Source organism: Bacillus sp. GbtcB14, from assembly GCF_019091205.1.
Taxonomy (GTDB): Bacteria; Bacillota; Bacilli; order Bacillales; family Bacillaceae_G; genus Bacillus_A; species Bacillus_A cereus_AG.
Map to the genome: position 1 here is coordinate 52,077 of NZ_JAGXJT010000003.1, position 20,157 is coordinate 72,233.

Sequence of the window (20,157 nt, forward strand, 5' to 3'; positions counted from 1 at the left end):
TCCACTCCTTAAATTTCATGTACGATGTAATTATTAACTAAACCTTGAGGCACTGTAAACGGTTTACTAGTAAAATTTACACTAAATTTACAAAGGGATAAAAAGTTTACAAATCTTTAAAGAAACAGCTGGATTTAATTGGTTTTATCCCTATATAAACAGTGTTTTTTGTGAAGAAATCACATTTTTTAGAATAGTATTGTTTAGTTGAATATGAAGGAAAGCGTCTGCGAGTTCATTGTATATTTTTTGATGAAAGTTAAAAAAATATGTAGGAAAATGATTATATTAATTTTTACTTATAACTCACTCCGCTTTTGCACATAAAAAAGCTACTGAATTATCCAGCAGCTTTTTCTCTGTTTTTATCTCCATGCTTTTGTTTTCTTATACTTGTGATGTAAATGAACAGGAAAGCAATAAGTAGTAGAGAGGAATATCGATATACAGTTGCGTAGTTTGTAAAATGTGCAATGAATCCAAATATAATCGCGCCAGCACCAATTCCTAGGTCAAATGCTGAGAAGAATGTAGCTGTTGCGACTCCTCGGCGATGCGGTGCTACTCGGTCGATCATCCATGCTTGTAGAGCAGGTTGAATCGCTCCGAAACCACTTCCGTAGCATGCTGCTGCAATGATTAAACTCGGAATTGTAGTTGTATACGACAATAAAATAATACCTGCAAACGTAATAATAACTCCTGGAATGATGACGAATGTATGACCTTTCGCATCGTATAACTTTCCAGAAAACGGCCGAGTGACAGCGATTGCAAGTGCATTAAATAAGAAGAAGAGGCTTATATCAGCAATTCCGACTTCCGTAGCAAATAATGTAATAAAGCTCCCGATTCCGCCGTACATTAATGTAATACATAATATTAATAATGAAGGAAGTAAAGCTTTTCGCTCAATAAATCCATCAAGGAAGGTACCAGATGTTTGTTGTGGTGGTTGCGGCGATTTTTTGATTTGAAGCAGTTTCGTTAATATTAATGAAACAATTGTACATGAAAGTGCACATAAAAAAAGAATCGTGAAGTTATATGTTTGCATAAGCCAAAGCCCGATAAGTGGACCGAGCGCCATTGCAATTGTTCCAGAAAGACCGAAATATCCCATGCCTTCGCCGCGGCGAGCTTGCGGAATTAAATCTGAAACGACAGTTCCATATGTAGTCGTTGTAATACCAAAGCCAGCTCCGTGTAAAATTCGCACGGCAAGCAATAGGAAAACGGTTGAAGCGAAAAGATAACTACCCATAGCGAGTAAACAAATAGCAGTACCAATCATTAAAATGATTTTTTTATTAAATTTTTGCAAGGCATTTCCAGTTAGCGGTCTAACAAAAAGTGCCGCCACGGTAAACATTCCTACAACAAATCCGATATTGGAACTTGTGCCGCCAATTTCTTTCACATAAACAGGCAAAGTAGGAATTAACATTTGAAACCCTAAAAACATACATAAGTTTGCAAAAATTAAAGCAACAAACTCTTTCGTCCATAACGATTCTCGTTTTACGAGTATTGCTTCTCCCATATATTCATCCCCTATATAAAATTTTCTCTTTTCTTTCGAGTATATGTATTGGTCAATGTAACAGTCAAGGAAGGTGCCTTGAAAACGTATAACAATTTTCGAGGTGGAAAAACTGACAAATTTGTGTAAAAGCTACACAACTATGAAAAAAAGTTGTAAAGTATAGATGTATAGACTTGTAGTTGTTATGAATGATAGAAATTGTTTTTTCTTTAAAGAAAGCGGATTCAAACAGTAGTGAATGAGAAGGGGATATATACTTTTTCACTACATATATTTGAAAAGGTTTACAATATGATGAAGAAAGAGGCGTGTACATATGAGACGATTAGGTATTTCTATTTATCCAGAACATTCGACAGTAGAGAAAGACAAGGAGTATGTAACGTTAGCAAGTAAATACGGATTTACACGTGTATTCACATGCTTATTGTCTGTAGATGGAGAAAAAGAGAAAATTATAGAAGAGTTTAAAGAAACAATCTCTCATGCAAATGCATTAGGGTTCCAAGTATTAGTTGATATTAGTCCGTCTGTCTTTACACAATTAGGTATTTCATATAATGATTTATCATTCTTCCATGAGTTAGGAGCGTACGGTATTCGTTTAGATGTCGGTTTCTCAGGATTAGAAGAATCAATTATGACTTACAATCCATATGGTTTGAAAATTGAAATTAATATGAGTAACGGTACGAAGTATGTAGATAACATTATGAGCCATAGACCAAATCGTGAAAATTTAATTGGGTGCCATAATTTTTATCCGCATCGTTATTCAGGATTATCATATGATCATTTTATTAAATGCTCGAAACAATTTAAAGATTACGGTATGAGAACGGCTGCTTTTATTTCATCATTTGATGCAACATGCGGACCTTGGCCAGTAACAGAAGGATTATGTACGTTAGAGCAGCATCGTGAATTACCGATGACAACACAGGCGAAGCATTTATTTGCGACAGAATTAATTGATGATGTTATTATTGCGAACGCGTATGCATCAGAAGAAGAATTACAAGCACTAGGTGCATTAAATAAAGAGAAACAAACATTTGATATAGAACTATATGATACAACAACAGAACTAGAAAAAATTATCGTATTAGATGAGCCTCATTTTTACCGCGGAGATGTATCTGAATATATGATTCGCTCAACACAAAGTCGTGTGAAATATAAGAAAGAAGAGTTCAAACCGCATAATACACGCGAAATTAAACGCGGTGATCTTTTAATTGATAATGAACAGTATGGTCAATATAAAGGTGAATTGCAAATTGCTTTAAAAGATATGGTGAATACAGGAAAAACAAATGTAGTTGGTCGAATTGTAGAAGAAGAGATTTTCTTACTAGACTATTTACAAGCATGGGATAAATTCGGATTCACATTAAAGAAATAGAGAGAATATAAAGGGGAAAAACTACTGATTTCAGCAGCTTTTCCCCCTTTATATATAAAGAGCGAGAGGAAGAGCTATGACAAAGGTGCATCAGCGATTAGTTTCTATTTTAGAGGAGTTTTTAGAAGAGAAATCGATGTTAAATCGAGCTTTTTTAGCGAGCCGTTTACATGTATCAACGAAGACGATTCAAAAAGATATAAAATTATTAAATGATATATTAGAAGAAAACGGAGCGAAAATTGAATCGCAAAGAGGGACTGGATACGAACTAGAAATTATACAAATGAAGAAGTTTGAAGCGTTTTGCGTGAGTCTATTTCAAAAACAGACTGAAAAGATCCCAACTTCTTATGAAGAAAGGATAGCGTACATTCTGCAACGTATTTTAACGACAGAGGGATATGTGAAGCTTTCACAATTAGCAGAGGAGATTTATGTGAGTAAATCGACTGTAAATTTAATTATGAAAGATGTTACAGATATATGTGGTCGTTATCAATTACAAATTGAAAAGAGACCGTATTATGGTATACGTATTGTGGGAGAGGAGTTTCATATTCGTTCTTGTTTATCACAATATGGTTTACCGCGTTATGACCATACTCCGTTTCATGAGCAATTTGAGCAGAGTGATACATATGTATCGTTACCTCATATACCGCTTATCCGTTCGGTTATATTAAAGTATATTGAGGGAGGAACGATATATTTATCAGATATAGAAATTGATAATTTAGTCATTCATATTGCAATCGCATTAAAGCGTTGTGAAAATCAACATTATATGAAAGGGCTGAATAAAGAGCAAGCTGAACTTATCATAAAGAAAGAATATACAATTGCGAAAGAGATTTTAGGGGATTTAGAGAAAGTGTTACATCTTTCATTTCCCGAAGAAGAAGTTTTATATGTGACGATGCATTTATTAAGTACTGCTGTTACAGCGAAAGATCGTTATGAAAATGTGGAAGAATTATTAGGGAAAGATCTGTATGCATTCATGCAACATATTCTTTTTAAAGTAGCGGAAGAACGGAATCTTATTTTTTATTATGATGAAGAATTATTATTTGGTTTTGGTGTTCATTTAAAAACGTTATTAAACCGTTTGAAGTATAAGTTAAATACGAGAAATCCTCTTTTGGCAGAAGTGAAAAAGAATTATCCGTATGCTTTTGAAATTGCTGTTCTCGTTGGAGATATAATTGGTGAATATACGGGAGAATCGATTCCGGAAAGTGAAATTGGTTATATTGCGATTCACTTTGGCGGAGCGATGAGTCGTTTACAGGAACAGAATCAAAAGAAAAGATGTTTATTAGTTTGTGCAACTGGTCAAGGAAGTGCCCAGCTATTGAAATATAAAATTCTATCACAGTTCCGAGATAAATTAGAGATTGTAGGTATTACTGGTTATTATCAATTGAAAGTAGAAGACCTTTATAAAGATAAAATAGATTGTATTATTAGTACAATTCATATACCGAGTGGTTTGCCTGTGCCGGTTATAAAAGTGAATTCAATATTTGATGATAAAGAGATTAAATCAATCGGTCAGCAGTTGTTTACGCATGTGAATACTAGTGTACAGCAGTATATAAAGGAAGATTTGATCTTTTTAAATCATAGCTCTTCTACGAAAGAAGAGGTTATTCAGTTTTTATGTGAGAAAGCTGCTGAGAAAAACTATGTACCAGAAAACTTTTATGCATCTGTTATGGAAAGAGAAAATACATCTCCGACATCAGTAGGGAATTTAGTTGCGATTCCTCATCCGATGCAGTTATTAAGTGCAGAAACATTTTTGATGTTTTGTACACTTGAAAAGGCTGTTGATTGGGGAGATAAGAAAGTACAAGTTATTATTTTATTTAGTGTAAAGCGCAATAATAATGAAGATTTACAACGGCTTTATGATTTTTTATATGATGTTATGTCTAGTCAAAGTGCGATAGAGAAATTAGCTCAGGCTAAAGTGGTTGAAGATTTTCAAGAGATATTATTATCGTTATAAGAAAAGTATGTAAAAACTTCCGTTACATAACGGAAGTTTTTTATGTTTAATTGTATGCGTTTTCATAATAAGATAACAATATAGAAAAAAGATAGCTTGGGGGAATTTAAAATGACTGATATGCAAACTCCATTTGCGTTAATTTTACATGGTGGCAACGCGAGAAGCGCGTCACTTGAAGCAATTGCTTTTGCAAGACAAGGAGATTTTGAGAATGCGAGTGAAAAGATGACACTTGCTAGTGAAGAAATTTCAGCAGCTCATCGCATTCAAACAAATTTAATTCAAGAAGAAGCAAGAGGAAATCATGCAGAAATCAGTTTACTGTTAGTGCATGCACAAGATCATTTAATGAATGCAATTACAGTGAAAGAACTTGCTGAAGAATTTATCACTCTTCATAAACGAGTAGAAGAGAAAGTGACAGTATAAGATGTACATTTTATTATGTTGTGCAGCGGGCATGTCAACGAGTATGGTTGTAAGAAAAATGCAAGAAGAGGCAAAGAAACAAGGGAAAGATTATAAAATTAAAGCAGTTGATTCAGAACTTGTGAAACTGGAAATAAAAAATGCTGATGTAGTTTTAATCGGACCACAGGTGAAGTATTTGTTTCCAGCTGTACAGTTTCTTGCGAACTCATACGATATACCGGTTGCAATTATAGAACAACGAGATTATGGCATGTGTGACGGTTTAAAAGTATTGAAACAAGCAGAACAGTTAGTTTTAGCATAATTATATTTTTTTAAATATAAACATTATAATGTTATAACTTTATTTCATTCTTTCGTAGTAAAGAAAAAGAGGAGGGGTATTGATGAATGGGTTTATGAGTTTTATGGAACAAAAGATTATGCCAACAACGCAAAAAATTGCGGGACAGCGACATTTATTAGCAATTCGAAACGGGGTTATTTCTACATTACCGTTAACGATTGTCGGATCATTTTTCGTTATCTTTTTAAATTTACCGATTGATGCATATATGGAGTGGATTGCACCGTTTCGTCATATTTTAGATATTCCATTCCGATTTACAGTAGGATTAATGGCATTATACGCAGCATTTGGGGTAGGGGCTTCACTCGCCAACTTTTATCAGCTCAATCAATTAAGTGCAGGATTATTATCTGTACTCGCCTTTTTACTAGCATCGGTTGAACCAATTCAAATCACGAAAGCTGTGCCAGGTGTTATTGATGCAGGTAGATACATTTCAGTAGGAACATTAAGTGCAACATCTTTATTCGGAGCAATTGTTACAGCATTAATTGCAGTAGAAATTTATCACTTTATGATTAAGCATAATATCTCGATTAAATTACCAGACAGTGTACCACCAGCAGTTGCAAACTCGTTTGCAGCATTAATTCCAACTCTAGTCGTTATTCTTTTATTCTGGGGTATTCGTTACGGTTTAAAATTTGATGTAAATACAACAATCACGTATTTAATTGCACCACTAAAATCAGTATTAGTTGGAAATAATTTATTCGGCGGTTTATTAACAGTATTCTTAATCGTGTTCTTCTGGTCATTCGGTATACATGGACCTGCGATTTTAGGACCAATCATTCGTCCGATGTGGGATTCAGCAATTCTTGAAAATATGGAAGTATTCACAGCTACAGGAAATGCACATCAATTACCAAACTTATTTACAGAGCAATTTATTCAATGGTTCGTATGGATTGGCGGATCAGGCTCAACGTTAGCTTTAGTAATTATGTTTATGTTCTCTAAATCTAAGTTCCTAAAAGAGTTAGGTAGATTATCATTTGTACCAGGTTTATTCAATATTAACGAACCAATTATTTTCGGGGCACCGATTGTAATGAACCCAATCTTAATTATTCCGTTCGTTATTACACCGCTAGTTACAACGACAGTATCATATTTCGCAGTTGTTTCAGGTATGATTCCGTTGATGATGGCGAAATTGCCATTTACGATGTTAGCACCAATTGCAGCAATTATTAGTACGGACTGGACAATTATGGCTGGTGTACTTGTACTTGTTAACTTTGTTATCTCATTCGTTATTTACTATCCATTCTTCAAAATGTATGAGAAACAACAATTAGCAGGAGAGGAGAAAACAGAATGCTCGGAGCAATTATCATCTTAATTACATTCGTAGCGGGGCAGTGTATTGCACATTATTCAAAATGGGTACAAAGTAAATCGTTATTAGTTTTACTACTCGTATCAATTGTATTTATCGGTAGTTCAATGGGTGCCTATGTAATGTTAGGGTTACAATCACCGTACGTAATTATTGTACCAACGATTTTATGTGCAACATGTTTATCTGCAAAATATAGATTTACGAGCATGGCATTAATACAACGTGTGAAGGAGATGCAAAAGCATGGAGCGTAAATTAGGAATTTCACTTTATCCAGAGCATTCAACGAAAGAAAAAGATATGGCATACATTTCGGCAGCAGCACGCCACGGTTTTTCAAGAATATTTACATGTCTATTATCTGTGAATCGTCCGAAAGAAGAGATTGTAGCTGAATTTAAAGAAATTATTAATCATGCAAAAGATAACAATATGGAAGTTATTTTAGATGTAGCTCCAGCTGTCTTTGATCAGCTCGGTATTAGTTATAGTGATCTATCCTTTTTCGCAGAATTAGGTGCAGATGGTATTCGTTTAGATTTAGGATTTGACGGATTAACTGAAGCGAAAATGACAAATAATCCGTACGGCTTAAAAATTGAGCTAAACGTAAGTAACGATATTGCATACTTAGAAAACATTCTTTCGCACCAGGCGAATAAATCAGCTTTAATTGGTTGTCATAACTTCTATCCACAAAAATTCACTGGTCTCCCATATGATTATTTTATTCGCTGTAGTGAACGCTTTAAAAAGCATGGCATTCGCACGGCAGCCTTTATTACGTCACATACAGCTAACATCGGTCCATGGGATATTAATGACGGATTATGTACGTTAGAACAACATCGTAACTTACCGATTGAAGTACAAGCGAAACACTTATGGGCAACAGGGCTAATCGATGATGTGATTATCGGAAATGCTTATGCAAGTGAAGAAGAGTTAGAGAAACTAGGAAACTTAAATCGTTACATGTTACAGCTAAAAGTACACTTTGTAGACGAAGCGACTGAAGTAGAGAAGAGAGCGACACTGCAAGAATTACACGTAAGACGTGGCGACATAACAGAATATATGGTACGTTCTACAGAAGTACGTAAAAAGTACAAAGACTATGACTTCCCAGTGCGCGAAAGTGTACGACAGGAAAGAGGGCAAGTTGTAATTGGTAACAATTCATTCGGAAAATATAAAGGTGAACTGCAAATCATTCTAAAAGAAATGCCGATAGATGAACGGAAAAATATTGTCGGTACAATTGCAGAAGAAGAGTTATTCTTACTAGATTATGTAGGAGCTTGGACGCAGTTTACTTGTGTGGAATAGGGAAGAGAAGGAGAAAGAATACAAGAATCATAAAAAAGAGTCAGTCTCAACAATGAGACTGACTCTTTTTTATATAGTAATTAGTTTAAAACTTTTACTGTAACTGTCTTACGTCCCCAGTTACTTGATGTACCTTTATCAGGCATTAAAACGTCGATTTTATTTCCTTTAATAGCTCCACCAGTATCACCAGCGATTGCTACTCCGTAACCTTCAACCCATACTTTTGAACCTAATGGAATGACACTTGGATCAACTGCAATTAGTTTCATGTTTGGATTAGCTGTTAAGTTATGACCCATAGCTGATTTTACTTGGTCGCCTGCTTTATAACCATTTTCAAGTGGATCTGCTGTGTAAGCTGTTGCTACAACTTGTAACTCACGAGAAGATGATGGTGCACTTGTTTCAGTTTCTTTTGCAACAGGTTGTTGTGTAGCTGGTTTTTGAGCTTTAGCCGCTTCACGAGCTTTAGCTGCCTCTTGAGCTTTAGCCGCCGCTTGAGCTTCAGCTGCTTCTTGAGCTTTAGCTGCTTCACGAGCTTTAGCTGCCTCTTGAGCTTTAGCTGCTGCTTGAGCTTCAGCTGCTTCTTGAGCTTTAGCTGCTTCACGAGCTTTAGCTGCTTCTTGAGCCTTAGCTTCAGCTTGAGCTTCAGCTGCTGCCTGAGCTTTAGCTGAAGCCACGGCTTTAGCTGCTTCACGAGCTTTAGCTGCCTCTTGATCCTTAGCCGCTGCTTGAGCTTCAGCTGCTTCACGAGCTTTAGTTGCCTCTTGAGCCTTAGCTTTAGCTTGCGTTTCAGCTACTTCACGAGCTTTAGTTGCTTCCACTGCTTTAGCTGTATCTTGAACTTTAGTTGTTTTTTCTACTTTAACTGCTGGTTGAACTTTAACTGGAGCTTTACCTGTTAAGTAAGGAACATGAACATAAGCTGTTTTGCCGTTATATTCAAATTGAATCCAGTCATTTTGTACTTGGTGTGTTGTTTCGATTACATCATCTTGTTTCAACTTACCAAGAATTTCTGAGTCAGTGTTTGCACCAGCACGTACGTTTAATACGTTTGCTGTTACGTAGTAAGTGTCTTTTGTGTAGTCAGCGCTAATGAAAGCTTCTTTACCGCTGTTCAATTTTACTTTTGACCATCCGTTTTCTGTATGTAAAACGTTAACTTTATATCCATCTAATAATTTTCCGACAACTTGTGATTCAGTAGTTGGGTTTTCTCGTACGTTTAGTACGTCAGTTGTTACAATCGTTTCTGCTTTAGCAGATGTTGTGAAAATCCCAAGACCAAAAACCGCTGCTGTTGCTATACCCATAAATTTTTTCATAATAGCCTCCATTGCATTTGTTTTCGTTGACCTCATTATAGCAACCATTATTTTCTTATTTGCGGAAAACACAAAACTACAAAGCATTCGTAACGGGTCATTAATATTCTGTAATAATTCCAGTAATATCCTAAAAGCGCTTTCTTGTAGTTGTTAGGGGAGGTTAGAGCGTATGATACATAAAAAGGAGAGTATTTCAATTTCTAATAGGTTAATAGTATTTCTGTAGTGTTACAAGAATTTTTCGTATGTGTTACAAAAGCGATGTATTTCACTACTGTAAGGTAGAGATAGTTATGTAATAATAACTATTTTGATTGTGTAAATATATATATGAGGTGAAAATCAATGAAATATCGCTATAATTGTTACAAAATAAGTCGAGGTATGGAAAAAATTACGCCTTGATTTTAGGGTGTCACATATTATTTTTGCAATAATAGGATTGTAGGATAGTGGTAATGCGAAATGAAAGTTGCAAGGATAAAAAGATAATCGCAACATGAAACATATATAATAGAAGAAACATGATTTAAAGGGACGATATTGTTATGAATTGGTTCGTGAATTCCTGTAGATTCATATTTTTAATAAAACGTTGATAAAATTGAATTATTCTTCAATAAAATAAAAAATAGTGGAGATTTGCTTCGAATTACAGATAATAGAATGATTATACGCTGTTTTTTAAAGAATTATAAACTAAATATAGAACAAAAGTTCGATTGGTGGTAAAATATTCATAAAGATATTTTGTAGTGTTTTTTGGGAATTAGGTGCGTGGTTTAACATATACAAATAGTTATGAAAATGAGTATATATAGGAGGGAGATTAAATAAAGAAAATTTAGTAATGGTAAGTTGGAAAGTAGTTCAGTAAGAAATCATTATCCTGTTAAAGGTGATGGAGGATTTTGGAAATGACAAAAGAGGAAATCGTTAAGCTATTTATAAATACGATAGTAAAGATAGCCCCAGAGAAATTAGATGAATACATAGAAAAAATTAAAAGAAATAGCCATTCTTCTAAATAAATAGGCTATTTCTTCTCAGGTTTCGTATGATTTTTATTTAGCGCCTGAGCGATAGAAAGCATTTGTTCTAATGCTATATCTTTTTCATCTTTTGGTAACGGTTCTAGCCATTCCATGATTTCTTTAAACTTTTTATATTTGTGTGCATTTAAATCTATTTCTTTACTTTCTCCATATAAGTAGTCAATAGTAACATTAAATCTTTTTGAAACTTTTTCTAATGTTTCTCGTCCAGGAAAGGCTTTCCCATTTTCAAATTTAGAAACAGTTCCTTTTGTTAAGCCAACCTCTTTCCCGAATTGTTCTTGGCTTAGCTTACTATCTATTCTGATTTGTTTTAATCTATCTTTTATTTCCACTGTATATTGTCTCCCCTTTAAACGAGTTTCCAAAATAACTCTTATTTTCATTATAAAGTTTACTAATAGGAATCGTAAAGAGGAAAGGATTGATATAATATGGGGCTATTTAAAGAAATGTTGGATCCTTCAATTTGTGAAATACGTAATGTTGAAGAGAGGTAGTAATAATCTTTTAATAACATGAAAAAAATTTTAAACGAAAAGTTTCACTGTGTGAAACTTAAGGGCATATGCCCTCATTAGAAAAGATGGTTTTATTTTAATGAGTAGATTTAATTATATTCTCCAATAAATATAGAGCGATCTTTTAAAAGTAAGAAGGATTTTATACGAAAATAAATTATATTCTTGGGAGGTTTTTAATTTGGAACAACCAATTTTATTATCAATTATGGATAAAGAAACAGAAAAGAAAATACAAAAAGTAGTTATAAATATTTTAAAGGAACATCGTGCATTAAAGGTGCGTTTTGGGGATGAGATTGGGCAACTGCAGGGAGGAATTAATTTGTTTCCTGAAATTTGTAATACTAAGCAGATTAATCAAATGAAGTATAGACAGGTTGAAAAAGCTTTAAAGTATAGCTTAGATGAGGACGAGAGAAACATTATTGAGATGAAGTATTTAAGCGATCAAAAATTAAGAGATGATTATATTTATAATGAATTGTTAATAAAGAAAGACTCTTATTATGAAAAGAAGAAGAATGCTCTTCGCTTAATTGCTACGGCTTTAGGGGTGATTTGAGCATCATAAGTAAAGGTTTACTATATCTGAATGGGAAAATAGTGAGATCTTTTCAATAGATTTACATAATCAATAAAGATAGTAGAAGGAGAAATTTCCGATGAAGAGAGGGATAATTAAGGGGAATTTATAAATATGGATGAATGATAATCTTAGTATCAGAAGGGGAAAACAAAATCCCTTTTGGTGAATAAGCGTTCCACCAGAATAGGACGCACTCGGGTTATCGTACAGTGATGCTTTCATAGGTCACCATGCACTTTGTTCGCGTAGATAACCAGCGGGGCCTTGGAGGTAAGAGTACTCCTGTGTGGTGTGTGTATTGCTCAACTTTGTAGATATTATCTGAGCTAAACATACAAATGAATATTTTTTATTTCATGTATGTTTAACCTCCTACATTTAAGCAAGTTTAGGAATGAGAAGATAGTATTTTTAAGGGTTGAATGAGTTTATATACTCTCAAACTTAATACATTTAAAGTAGTGAAATAGCTTTTGGTGTATTAGGTAAAAGAGTAGTACAAGGAGGTATGATAAAGGAAGAAAATATGTATACACTTCTCCTGAATCAACGGATTTGGAAAAATATAGAAGTGAGTAACTATAAAGGTGCAAAGCGTAGCCTAATCAAAAATTAATTAGTATGGAAAAGGTTATTAAAGATAAAAACTATCCCTCCTATACAAATAAATCTTAGTGATTTAATAAAAAGCGAAGAGAGACATTTGTCTTTCTTTTTTATTTGAAAAAAGAGAAAGGAACGTGGCTCATATTGCTAGTTTAATAAAGATATTTGGAGCGACATTTGGAGCTTTTTGTGGGTATTTTTTTGGAGGGTTTGATGTTGCATTGAAAGTATTGGTAATAATAGCAGTTATTGATTATCTGTCTGGAATGATTGCAGCAGGGTATAGCGGAGAATTGAAAAGTAAAGTTGGCTTTAAGGGCATTGCTAAAAAGGTGATGTTATTTTTATTAATTGGAGTTGCAGCACAGCTAGATTCATTATTTGGTAGTAATAGTGGGATTCGAGAAGCAACAATCTTTTTCTTTATAGGAAATGAAGCATTATCAGTTTTAGAAAATGCTGGTCGTATAGGGATTAAGATTCCGAAAATATTAATCAGTGCTGTTGAAGTTTTAAATAATGAACAAAAACAAGAACATAAAAAGGAGAAATGAAGTAATGGGACACATTGTAGATATTTCAAAATGGAACGGTAATATAGATTGGGGTGTAGCGGCTCCACAGCTTGATTTAGTTATTGCTAGGGTGCAAGATGGCTCAAATTACGTAGATCCTATGTATAAAGAATACGTTCAAGCTATGAAAAGTTATAAAGTACCGTATGGAAATTACGCATTTTGCCGCTTTACGTCTGTTGCGGATGCTAAGAAAGAAGCGCAAGATTTTTGGGCGCGAGGTGACAAAGGTGCATTATTTTGGGTTGCAGACGTTGAGGTTAAGACAATGGGTGATATGCAAAGTGGGACGCAAGCATTTATTGATGAATTACGCCGTTTAGGAGCAAAAAAAGTTGGTTTATACGTAGGGCATCATACTTATGAAGCGTTTGGTGCAGCAAATATTAAAGCTGATTTTACATGGATTCCACGTTATGGCGGGAATAAACCAGCTTATCCTTGTGACATTTGGCAGTATACTGAGACAGGAAATGTATCTGGTATTGGTAAATGTGATTTGAATTATTTAATTGGTAACAAGTCATTATCTTGGTTTCTTGATGGAAATGGTGATAACAATGGGCAACAAAATCGACCGGTAGGTATTGGGATCGCTATCTCAAAATATCCTGTTGGATATGAGGTGAACTTAAATACAAATCCAACTGATTTTATATTTTCAGGTAATTCTATTAAAGATAAAAACCCATATTTAATTTATAAAGCTTGGTGGATCCCAGAATATATGATTAATTTCGGCGGGGATCAACAATGGGCAAAATTAGAGCATTTCGATGTTCAATGGTTTTATGCTTATTCAAAATATCCTTCTGGTTATCAAATTAGACATTACGATGGACCGAATGGAAAAGATACTGGTTTTGTCGATGGTAGCGAGCCATATCGATTATTTGGGCGTCAAGATGAACATGTTGATATTGGTGGGAATCGTTGGATTCGTGAAGAACATGTAGTAATTAGATAATACAAAAGGCCAACTTATTTAAGTGGCCTTTTATATTTTTTATTAAATATTATTTGAAATTAATAGGATCGTTACTTTATATAAATTAAGTAGAAGAAAAGGAAAGGTGATATATATGTTAAAACATAGTGTAATGATGGATGTATTAGCGAATGCGGATACGAAGGAAAATGTAGAAAAGTCATTTTATGCATATAATGAAGCTTCTTTTACAGCAGTTAAATCAAATGGAGGCGTGGAATATCCGCCTCAAACAATTCTTATAAGGGAAAAACGAAACAATGGTTGGTGGAAAATTCAAACTTGGGAAGGCGAGAAGTGGATCAATTTAAATGGTGAGAAAAAGTATGTAGAGAAACCATTCTATACGTATAATGAGCCATCATTTGTGTCTGCAAAAGGAGGAGGAGGCCAATCCTTTTTAGCACAAGAGGTACCTGTTATCGATGGTACGACAAGTGGCTGGTTAAAAATTATTTCTTATGAAGGAGAAAAATGGATCAATCCAAACGGTGAGAAAAAGTATGTAGAAAAATCATTCTATACGTACAATGAGCCATCATTTGTGTCTGCAAAAGGAGGAGGAGGCCAAGCTTTTACAGCGCAAGAGGTACCTGTGATTGATGGTACAACAAGTGGTTGGTTAAAGATTATTTCTTACGAAGGAGAGAAATGGATCAATCCAAGTGGTGAGAAAAAGTATGTAGAAAAATCATTCTATACGTATAATGAGCCATCTTTCGTATCTCCAAAAGGAGGGGGAGGTCAAGTCTTTACAGCGCAAGAGGTACCTGTTATCGATGGTACAACAAGTGGTTGGTTAAAGATTATTTCTTACGAAGGAGAGAAATGGATCAATCCAAATGGTGAAAAAAAGTATGTAGAAAAATCATTCTATACGTACAATGAACCATCATTTGTATCCACAAAAGGAAATGGAGGCCAAGCTTTTTCAGCACAAGAGGTGCTTGTTATTGATGGTACAACAAGTGGCTGGTTAAAGATTATTTCTTATGAAGGAGAAAAATGGATTAATCCAAATGCTTCTGAGGTCTCAGGAGTAATTGAATTAGCTCTAAAACAATTAGGGAAGCCATACGTCTTTGGAGCATCGGGGCCTAATTCCTTTGATTGTAGTGGTTTCATATACTATGTATATAAAAATAATGGGTATAGTATTTCAAGGAATAGTGTAGCAGGATATTGGCCGATGGTAATTAAAATTAATGATCCGCAGCCTGGAGATTTAGTCTTTTTACAAAACACATATACACCTGGCCCATCACATATGGGGATTTATCTTGGAAACGGTGAGTTCATTCATGCAGGAAGTGAACAGACGGGTGTTGTAAGAGGAGATGTGTTTAGTTCATATAATCAAAAACATTTCCTTGGTTATGGTAGATTTAAAAAATAAGTTAGCAACGTTAGTATATAAACATCTTTTAAGGTGTTTATAAGGATAATTAAATAAATTGATTTAATAGATTATAAAACAGCTATCAATTTTGATAGCTGTTTTTGATAGTTATGAAAAACCACAATGAATTTTCTAAAATGAAATATTCGTTGTTTCAGAGATTATTAATTGAAATATACGAAAGGATATAGGTGATATATATGTTAAAACATAGTGTAATGACGGGTGTATTAGCGAATGCGGATACGAAGGAAAATGTAGAAAAGTCATTTTATGCATATAATGAAGCTTCTTTTACAGCAGTTAAATCAAATGGAGGCGTGGAATATCCGCCTCAAACAATTCTTATAAGGGAAAAACGAAACAATGGTTGGTGGAAAATTCAAACTTGGGAAGGCGAGAAGTGGATCAATTTAAATGGTGAGAAAAAGTATGTAGAGAAACCATTCTATACGTATAATGAGCCATCATTTGTGTCTGCAAAAGGAGGAGGAGGCCAATCCTTTTTAGCACAAGAGGTACCTGTTATCGATGGGACGACAAGTGGCTGGTTAAAAATTATTTCTTATGAAGGAGAAAAATGGATCAATCCAAACGGTGAGAAAAAGTATGTAGAAAAATCATTCTACACGTACAATGAGCCATCTTTCGTATCTCCAAAAGGAGGAGGAGGCCAAGCTTTTACAGCGCAAGAGGTACCTGTGATTGATGGTACAACAAGTGGTTGGTTAAAGATTATTTCTTACGAAGGAGAGAAATGGATCAATCCAAGTGGTGAGAAAAAGTATGTAGAAAAATCATTCTATACGTATAATGAGCCATCTTTCGTATCTCCAAAAGGAGGGGGAGGCCAAGTCTTTACAGCGCAAGAGGTACCTGTTATCGATGGTACAACAAGTGGTTGGTTAAAGATTATTTCTTACGAAGGAGAGAAATGGATCAATCCAAATGGTGAGAAAAAGTATGTAGAAAAATCATTCTATACGTACAATGAACCATCATTTGTATCCACAAAAGGAAATGGAGGCCAAGCTTTTTCAGCACAAGAGGTGCTTGTTATCGATGGTACAACAAGTGGCTGGTTAAAAATTATTTCTTATGAAGGGGAAAAATGGATTAATCCAAACGGTGGCATTGAAATGGTTTTCGAGTCTACAGCGTATAGTGTAGAGAACAGTCCTCCACATGAACGCATTACTGCATATGGTATTGATATAGGGAAAAACCCAAATATCAAGTTAATTGCTGTTGATCCTAAAGTAATTCCATTAGGAACGCAAGTAGATGTTGAGGGTTATGGTGTAGCCATTGCCGGTGATACGGGTGGTGCTATTAAAGGGAAAATAATTGATGTACTTTTCCCGACTGAAAGAGAAGCTATTAAGTGGGGACGCAAAAAGGTGAAAATAAGAATTCTTAATTAATCTTTTAATACACGAATGTTGTTATTTGAGATTTGCTTAGATGATGCACATAATAAAGTTGTTCATTTCTTTTGGTATAGAAAAAGAGGTTGCACGTAGGCAACCTCTTTTTTACTCATATCGTAAACATTCAATTGGATCCAGTTTTGCAGCTTTGTTAGCTGGAAGTAAACCGAATATAATACCGATTAACATGGAGATACCTACTGCAAGAAGTCCAAGTTCTTTTGAGACAACGAGTGGCCATCCAGCAAAGATCGAGACGATCCAAGCGAAGAAGATACCGAGCATGAATCCGATGAATCCACCGAGTCCTGTTAAAATACAAGATTCAATTAAGAATTGTGTTAATACTTTACCGCGTGTTGCACCAAGTGCTTTACGAATACCAATCTCACGTGTACGTTCTGTTACAGATACAAGCATAATGTTCATTACGCCGATACCACCAACAAGTAATGAAATAGCGGCAATACCACCGAATACCATTTTCATCATACCGATTGATTCGTCTAGTTGCTTCGTAAATTCACCCATATCTTGCGCTTCAAATTTATGCTCAAATTTAGGAGCTTTCATTTCGTTTAAAACAGAAACGGCTTGTTTTTCTACACTTTTACGTTCTGCTGGAGAAACGAGCGTTAATTTCACAGTGTCATACTCAGTTACTCCTGAAATTACAGGGGCATTTTCAAGTGATGTATAACCTTCTGACATAGCCATTCCAAACTCATTTTTCGTTTCGTACACACCGACTACTTTATATGGTTTTCCTTTTATATCTGTGTATAAATTTGATTCCCAACCATTAAATAATTTATTGAAAGCTTCTTCATTTAATATAACAGCAGGAATTGCTTGGTTTAATTCGCTATCGTTTAATTCGCGACCGTGAACTAAATTTATTTTCGAATCTGTCATGAAGTCGCCTGTTCCACCTTTTAAATCAAGAGAAACATCTTTTGAACCAGCAGATGCTTTTACTTTCATACTTACATCTGGATACACATCTTTAACGCCTGGTACAGTTTGAAGACGGTTTAGCATATCGGCTGTAATTTTGGCGTTGTCTGGTCCATAATCAGGGTTTTTGTAGTAAATCGTTACTTCATTATCTTTTCCTTGCCCTAACTCTTTTTTAAACTTTGCGTTTGTACCATCACCCATTGAAATGATAGTAATAATGGCGCTAATACCGATAATAATTCCTAGCATCGTTAAGATAGAACGCATTTTATGAGCAAAGATAGAGGAAAGGGCCATGCGTATATTTTCACTCGTGTTCAAAATTAACCTCTCCAATCTTGGACGATATTTCCGTCACGAATTACAATTTGACGTGCTGCAGCTTCCCCGATTTCACGGTCATGGGTAATCATAATGATTGTTGAGCCTTGTTTGTTTAATTCGTAAAAGAGGTCCATAATCTGTGTACTTGTTTTCGTATCAAGCGCTCCCGTTGGTTCATCGGCTAAGATGAATTTCGGGTTATTTACGATTGCACGTGCGACTGCGACACGCTGTTTTTGTCCACCTGATAATTCGTTTGGCAGGTGAGTAGCACGATCAGCTAAACCTACTTTTGTTAAAGCGGCTAATGAGCGCTCACGTCTTTCTTTTTTATCAACTCCAGCGTAAATAAGAGGTAGCTCTACATTTTGAAGTGCTGTAAGTCTTGGTAATAACATGAAGTTTTGGAATACGAATCCGATCTCTTTATTACGAACGCGTGCAAGTTCTGTTTCAGACATATTTGAAATATTTTGACCAGCTAGTTCATACGCACCTGTCGTTGGTTTATCTAAGCAACCGATAATGTTCATTAATGTTGATTTACCAGAACCAGATGGTCCCATAATAGAAGTGAATTCTCCCTGGTTCAGTGTTACGTCAATGCCGTGTAATATTTGTACGGATTCTGCACCATTTTGGAAAGATTTCGTGATGCCTTTTAAGTTAATCATTCAACGACAACCTCCATACCATCTTTTAAGTCTTTTTCAGGTTTAGAGATAATTTGTTCTCCTTTTTTCACTCCAGAAACTTTCACTTCGCTATCAGTCTCGAATTCGACAGTAACCGCTTGTTCTTTCGCTTTCCCGTCTTTTACAACGAAGACAACATTTTTGTCACCTTTTTTCACGATGCTGCTTTTCGGAACAATTGTACCAGTTGCTTCGCCAGATTTACTTGTTACGTATACGTGGAATCCGTTTTGTAATTCTTCACTATTATCTAATGTGACAGTGAACTGATAGTTAGAAACAGTTTTATTTTCATCCATGCTCTTTAATGGTGTAGACCCGATTTCTGTTACTTTTCCTGTCCAAGTCTTACCAGCGACAGTTTTTGAAGAAACAGTTACTTCTTGCCCAACTTTCATACTAGCAAGCTCATATTCAGAAAGTTGACCTTTTACTTTAAATGGACCAGCGTGACGAAGTGTAATACCGCTCATACCTGTTTTTTCATCAGCAGTTTTTACGATGTCATCAATTACGCCATCAGTAGGGCTCGTTACAGAAAGTGTGTTTACTTTCTCTTTTGCTGCTTTAATCATTTCATCAGATTTTTCAACTTCAAACTTTTTCATTTCAATTTGTGATTCTAATTGTTGTACTTCGATTTCTGATGCCTTTAATGCTTCAGCAGGAAGGCCTGCATTTTTATCTTTTTGTAATTTTTGTTTCGCTGTATCAATTTGTTTTTGTAACAATGTTACTTCTTTTTGTGCGATTTTCTTTTGCATTTCTGCTTCCGTTACACCTTGTTTCGCAGTAGGGTCATTATATTTAAACAGGAGTTGCCCTTTTTTTACTTCATCACCTTTTTTTACAGCTAATTCATACGTACCTTTTGTTGGATCAAATGAAATTGTTTCGATGCCGTTTGGAATGACTTCACCGCCAAATTTTTGCGCGTTTTCAATTTGTTTTTCTGTTACTTTATATCCGCTATATGCCATTGCTACTTCTGAACTACCGCCAGCAAATGCAAAATATGATCCAGCTGCAATACCGATTGCTACTACACTAGTAATTAACACTTTATTTTTCTTCTTCATCTATTTATCACCTTTTCGTTCGTTTTAGTATCTACATTAAGTATAAAAGAGGTGAAGAATCTGACAAATCGTTTTAGCTTACAATAACCTTACAGTTTTGTAAGGTATGAATATGTAAATGTAAGGTAGAGCTTGTCCAAGTGTAAGCAAATGAATTGACTCGTCGTTTCTTT

Annotated in this window: 18 protein-coding genes; 12 read left to right on the forward strand and 6 right to left on the reverse strand. The window is 34.9% G+C overall.

Annotated features, from left to right (window positions below; translation table 11 throughout):
* Positions 1-340: 340 nt before the first annotated feature.
* Positions 341-1,543, reverse strand: a complete 1,203-nt coding sequence (locus KVT31_RS09305) for an MFS transporter (RefSeq protein ID WP_088095253.1) — start codon at positions 1,541-1,543, stop codon at positions 341-343.
* A gap of 319 nt (positions 1,544-1,862) precedes the next feature.
* On the opposite strand from KVT31_RS09305, the gene KVT31_RS09310 reads away from it, so the two are divergent.
* The 7 genes from KVT31_RS09310 (at position 1,863) to KVT31_RS09340 (ending at position 8,429) form a co-directional block, all read left to right on the forward strand.
* Positions 1,863-2,951 carry a DUF871 domain-containing protein gene (locus tag KVT31_RS09310; protein WP_088095254.1) on the forward strand — a complete coding sequence of 363 codons (1,089 nt, stop codon included), beginning with the start codon at positions 1,863-1,865 and terminating at the stop codon, positions 2,949-2,951.
* A gap of 76 nt (positions 2,952-3,027) precedes the next feature.
* The gene (locus tag KVT31_RS09315; protein ID WP_088095255.1) at positions 3,028-4,968 is read left to right on the forward strand and encodes a BglG family transcription antiterminator; all 1,941 of its coding nucleotides are present in this window, start codon (positions 3,028-3,030) and stop codon (positions 4,966-4,968) included.
* Between the two features lie 111 nt (positions 4,969-5,079).
* A complete protein-coding gene (locus KVT31_RS09320) occupies positions 5,080-5,400 on the forward strand; it encodes a PTS lactose/cellobiose transporter subunit IIA (RefSeq protein WP_088095256.1) in 321 nt (106 codons plus the stop codon).
* 1 nt (position 5,401) lies between these two features.
* Entirely contained in the window at positions 5,402-5,707 is a 306-nt protein-coding gene (locus KVT31_RS09325) for a PTS sugar transporter subunit IIB (RefSeq protein WP_061680155.1), read from the forward strand.
* A gap of 82 nt (positions 5,708-5,789) precedes the next feature.
* Positions 5,790-7,100: a PTS sugar transporter subunit IIC gene (locus KVT31_RS09330; protein ID WP_001013048.1), complete on the forward strand. Its 1,311-nt coding sequence runs from the start codon at positions 5,790-5,792 to the stop codon at positions 7,098-7,100.
* On the forward strand, positions 7,076-7,354 hold the full coding sequence (locus tag KVT31_RS09335) for a hypothetical protein (RefSeq protein ID WP_000900036.1): 279 nt from the start codon (positions 7,076-7,078) through the stop codon (positions 7,352-7,354). Before KVT31_RS09330 ends, KVT31_RS09335 begins: the two co-directional genes overlap by 25 nt.
* Positions 7,344-8,429, forward strand: coding sequence for a DUF871 domain-containing protein (locus KVT31_RS09340; RefSeq protein ID WP_088095257.1), 1,086 nt, complete (start codon positions 7,344-7,346; stop codon positions 8,427-8,429). Before KVT31_RS09335 ends, KVT31_RS09340 begins: the two co-directional genes overlap by 11 nt.
* 80 nt (positions 8,430-8,509) lie before the next feature.
* On the opposite strand, the gene entC is transcribed toward KVT31_RS09340, so the two are convergent.
* Both entC and KVT31_RS09350 read right to left on the reverse strand, forming a co-directional pair.
* Positions 8,510-9,883 carry a cell wall-binding protein EntC gene (gene entC, locus KVT31_RS09345; protein ID WP_140392355.1) on the reverse strand — a complete coding sequence of 458 codons (1,374 nt, stop codon included), beginning with the start codon at positions 9,881-9,883 and terminating at the stop codon, positions 8,510-8,512.
* Between the two features lie 916 nt (positions 9,884-10,799).
* Positions 10,800-11,153 (reverse strand): helix-turn-helix domain-containing protein, encoded by a 354-nt coding sequence (locus KVT31_RS09350; protein WP_000402992.1) that lies wholly within the window; start codon positions 11,151-11,153, stop codon positions 10,800-10,802.
* A 367-nt stretch (positions 11,154-11,520) separates the two neighbouring features.
* On the opposite strand from KVT31_RS09350, the gene KVT31_RS09355 reads away from it, so the two are divergent.
* From KVT31_RS09355 to KVT31_RS09375, 5 genes are all read left to right on the forward strand, one after another.
* Positions 11,521-11,904, forward strand: coding sequence for an ArpU family phage packaging/lysis transcriptional regulator (locus tag KVT31_RS09355; RefSeq protein WP_088095259.1), 384 nt, complete (start codon positions 11,521-11,523; stop codon positions 11,902-11,904).
* 764 nt (positions 11,905-12,668) lie between these two features.
* Entirely contained in the window at positions 12,669-13,088 is a 420-nt protein-coding gene (locus tag KVT31_RS09360) for a phage holin family protein (protein WP_000930103.1), read from the forward strand.
* Between the two features lie 4 nt (positions 13,089-13,092).
* Positions 13,093-14,076, forward strand: a complete 984-nt coding sequence (locus KVT31_RS09365; protein WP_088095260.1) for a glycoside hydrolase family 25 protein — start codon at positions 13,093-13,095, stop codon at positions 14,074-14,076.
* Positions 14,077-14,191: 115 nt separating this feature from the next.
* Positions 14,192-15,493, forward strand: coding sequence for a C40 family peptidase (locus tag KVT31_RS09370; RefSeq protein WP_217613521.1), 1,302 nt, complete (start codon positions 14,192-14,194; stop codon positions 15,491-15,493).
* Between the two features lie 203 nt (positions 15,494-15,696).
* Positions 15,697-16,920, forward strand: a complete 1,224-nt coding sequence (locus tag KVT31_RS09375) for a 3D domain-containing protein (RefSeq protein ID WP_217613522.1) — start codon at positions 15,697-15,699, stop codon at positions 16,918-16,920.
* A 111-nt stretch (positions 16,921-17,031) separates the two neighbouring features.
* Here the strand turns inward: KVT31_RS09375 and KVT31_RS09380 are convergent, their stop codons facing one another.
* Genes KVT31_RS09380 through KVT31_RS09390 form a run of 3 tightly spaced genes read right to left on the reverse strand, consistent with a single transcriptional unit; the run spans position 17,032 to position 19,984 of the window.
* Positions 17,032-18,183 (reverse strand): ABC transporter permease, encoded by a 1,152-nt coding sequence (locus KVT31_RS09380; RefSeq protein ID WP_423779781.1) that lies wholly within the window; start codon positions 18,181-18,183, stop codon positions 17,032-17,034.
* 26 nt (positions 18,184-18,209) lie between these two features.
* A complete protein-coding gene (locus KVT31_RS09385) occupies positions 18,210-18,884 on the reverse strand; it encodes an ABC transporter ATP-binding protein (protein WP_000609098.1) in 675 nt (224 codons plus the stop codon).
* The gene (locus KVT31_RS09390; RefSeq protein WP_088095264.1) at positions 18,881-19,984 is read right to left on the reverse strand and encodes an efflux RND transporter periplasmic adaptor subunit; all 1,104 of its coding nucleotides are present in this window, start codon (positions 19,982-19,984) and stop codon (positions 18,881-18,883) included. The genes KVT31_RS09385 and KVT31_RS09390 overlap by 4 nt, the downstream gene beginning before the upstream one ends.
* Between the last annotated feature and the right edge of the window lie 173 nt (positions 19,985-20,157).

Bases quoted from the DNA above. Each gene is read 5' to 3' on its own strand.
- KVT31_RS09305 (WP_088095253.1), bottom strand. From the start codon at position 1,543: ATGGGAGAAGCAATACTCGTAAAACGAGAATCGTTATGGACGAAAGAG.
- KVT31_RS09310 (WP_088095254.1), top strand. From the start codon at position 1,863: ATGAGACGATTAGGTATTTCTATTTATCCAGAACATTCGACAGTAGAG.
- KVT31_RS09315 (WP_088095255.1), top strand. From the start codon at position 3,028: ATGACAAAGGTGCATCAGCGATTAGTTTCTATTTTAGAGGAGTTTTTA.
- KVT31_RS09320 (WP_088095256.1), top strand. From the start codon at position 5,080: ATGACTGATATGCAAACTCCATTTGCGTTAATTTTACATGGTGGCAAC.
- KVT31_RS09325 (WP_061680155.1), top strand. From the start codon at position 5,402: ATGTACATTTTATTATGTTGTGCAGCGGGCATGTCAACGAGTATGGTT.
- KVT31_RS09330 (WP_001013048.1), top strand. From the start codon at position 5,790: ATGAATGGGTTTATGAGTTTTATGGAACAAAAGATTATGCCAACAACG.
- KVT31_RS09335 (WP_000900036.1), top strand. From the start codon at position 7,076: ATGCTCGGAGCAATTATCATCTTAATTACATTCGTAGCGGGGCAGTGT.
- KVT31_RS09340 (WP_088095257.1), top strand. From the start codon at position 7,344: ATGGAGCGTAAATTAGGAATTTCACTTTATCCAGAGCATTCAACGAAA.
- KVT31_RS09365 (WP_088095260.1), top strand. From the start codon at position 13,093: ATGGGACACATTGTAGATATTTCAAAATGGAACGGTAATATAGATTGG.
- KVT31_RS09370 (WP_217613521.1), top strand. From the start codon at position 14,192: ATGTTAAAACATAGTGTAATGATGGATGTATTAGCGAATGCGGATACG.
- KVT31_RS09375 (WP_217613522.1), top strand. From the start codon at position 15,697: ATGTTAAAACATAGTGTAATGACGGGTGTATTAGCGAATGCGGATACG.
- KVT31_RS09380 (WP_423779781.1), bottom strand. From the start codon at position 18,183: ATGGCCCTTTCCTCTATCTTTGCTCATAAAATGCGTTCTATCTTAACG.
- KVT31_RS09385 (WP_000609098.1), bottom strand. From the start codon at position 18,884: ATGATTAACTTAAAAGGCATCACGAAATCTTTCCAAAATGGTGCAGAA.
- KVT31_RS09390 (WP_088095264.1), bottom strand. From the start codon at position 19,984: ATGAAGAAGAAAAATAAAGTGTTAATTACTAGTGTAGTAGCAATCGGT.